General features: G+C 35.5%; 1 protein-coding gene. It reads right to left on the bottom strand.

The window, feature by feature from the left end:
- Positions 1-745: 745 nt before the first annotated feature.
- Positions 746-1,336 carry a phosphonate degradation HD-domain oxygenase gene (locus tag F6K22_RS38280; protein WP_293110117.1) on the bottom strand — a complete coding sequence of 197 codons (591 nt, stop codon included), beginning with the start codon at positions 1,334-1,336 and terminating at the stop codon, positions 746-748.
- Between the last annotated feature and the right edge of the window lie 1,273 nt (positions 1,337-2,609).

The following is a 2,609-nucleotide window of genomic DNA, read 5'->3' as shown; positions in this document are numbered from 1 at the left end:
TATAAAGACTTTAGCTTTTTTGGGGCCTTTAAAAAGTGCGCCTGTTTCAGTCTAAAACCCTCAAAAAGTTAGTATTTTAGGTAAGAGTTGGGCAGAAAAATCACTCTTAAAATTCTTACTCCTACCTCCTCGCTCGTTCCCATTTCTCCTGTCTCCTGTCTCCTGACTCCTGACTCCTACCCATACCATGCATACTTTTTCAGCAAATCCTAATTATTAATTATTCGGTAAAGTTACAGCCTTTGGTATATATCGGATTGGGGAGATGAGACAAGCCTACTTTTATATCCTGATTTGGTATAAGGCTTTGTTGAGCTTAACTTTGTTCTACCCAACCTAGATTTGTTAGATGTGTCAGTTCACGACCCAAAGATTTATAGCGGTTTTCACAAAGGTAGACTACAAAAACAAGAGAGGTATGTTTAAAGTTTTATAAGTTAGATACTTGATATTTGTATTCTATGTTAATGAAAAGCGCTCTAATTTTTCACTAGACATCTGGTCAAAAATAATTTAGGGAAGGTTCTATTCAACTTTCCCACAAAGGTTTGAAAACAGAAATATTTAATTTCACAATTAATTCTAAATTAGGTATTAAGTGGAAGTTCAAATAATAGTTAATACTATAGAATACAAGGCTCCAAACTATCCTCTAACTTACTACCATATTACTAATCAAATTCCCACACTTATTTATGGCAAATTTATACTTCTTACTTCCAGTAATTTAATTTATTATTTATCGTTAATTAAAGCAAAATTTATTACTCATAATATTGCCAATATTACTAACAATCATAGTTGGATAGATTATTTGAGTAAAATATTTTAAATCAGGGGTTTTCATGTCAACAATTTTAGCTTGGTCATCCCAAATTCTTAATTGTACTGCATCTTCTGCATAGGGTTGCTGAATAAATTCGGCTGCAGCATCACGAGAAAATACTCCACCTTGTAATTCTAAACTTCGTTGAGAAGCTGGTGATAAAGTTGTAAAATAGTTAGGTTTTGTTGCACAAAGATAACGTTTAGCTTCAACATGAAGGCGAATTGGTTCTGTTACAGCTTCTCCAAATAAATGTTTTAAATACTTTATACTACGATATTCATGATGGTCGTCAATACCTTTGTTTGCTGCATCTTCTCCTAGGTTGTGAACTAGATGTCCGAGGTCGTGAAATAAGCAAGCTACAATTAGTTCATTACTAGCTCTTGCTAGTTCTGCTAAAGTGGCACATTGGAGGGCGTGTTCTAGTTGACTAATAGGTTCTTGACCGTATTGAGAATGACCTTTGAAGGAGAGAATTTTGAGGATTGTCTGGATATCTGGTTTCATGTTTATTTTGTATTAGGGAGTTATTAAAAAAAATTAGTTCTTAGGAGTTGATTCAGCAAATTTATTGCTAATTTTTTGGGACGGCAAATCAAAATTATACCGTGATTTTTGGATTATTTTTTGCAGTTCATTTAGTGGTGCTATTTCTCCATCAAGTTAAACTTAAGCACCTACACAGAATTATTTACACAACCAATCTTTACAAAGTAAGGATTTCAACTCCTAAAATGTGTAATTTATTTTGTTTACCTGTTTAATAAAAGATAACAGCTATCAGTAAAATTCTGGTCTGGGTAAGAATTATTAAGTGCATTGTTAGAAAGAAACGGTATGGTTTGATTTGAATTGATAATTAATTTAACTATTACGCAACAGTTTTTAGATTTTAGATAAAACCGGCAGGATAGCAATCGCCCTACTGCTGGTTGATAATTAATTTAACTATTACGCAACAGTTTTTAGATTTTAGATAAAACCGGCAGGATAGCGATCGCCTTATTGCTGGTTGATAATTAATTTAACTATTACGCAACAGTTTTTAGATTTTAGATAAAACCGGCAGGGTAGCAATCGCCTTATTGCTGGTTGATAATTAATTTAACTATTACGCAACAGTTTTTAGATTTTAGATAAAACCGGCAGGGTAGCAATCGCCCTACTGCTGGTTGATAATTAATTTAACTATTACGCAACAGTTTTTAGATTTTAGATAAAACCGGCAGGGTAGCGATCGCCCTACTGCTGGTTGATAATTAATTTAACTATTACGCAACAGTTTTTAGATTTTAGATAAAACCGGCAGGGTAGCGATCGCCTTATTGCTGGTTGATAATTAATTTAACTATTACGCAACAGTTTTTAGATTTTAGATAAAGCCGGCAGGGTAGCGATCGCCCTAATGCTGGTCGATGATTAATTTAACTATTGCGCAACAGTTTTTAGATTTTAGATAAAGCCGGCAGGGTAGCGATCGCCCTAATGCTGGTCGATGATTAATTTAACTATTGCGCAACAGTTTTTAGATTTTAGATAAAACCGCAAGGGTAGCGATAGTGCTACACAGCGCTACACGTCTCATGTTGCGCAGCGAAACGCCTAATACCAAGCGTGAAAAAACAATGTTACGAATAGTAAGGGGGATAAAAAGATTTTACAGCAAATGCCCCTTTGATAGAGCGGTGCGACCCCGCGCCCTCCGGGTATCTCTTTCAGAGACGCTCCGCTCACGGCAGTTGCGTGACTGTCGCTTAACCCGCAAGGGCGCACTGCACTC

The organism is Okeania sp. SIO2F4 (assembly GCF_010672385.1).
GTDB lineage: Bacteria > Cyanobacteriota > Cyanobacteriia > Cyanobacteriales > Microcoleaceae > Trichodesmium.
This window is presented reverse-complemented; position numbering and strand designations above follow the sequence as displayed.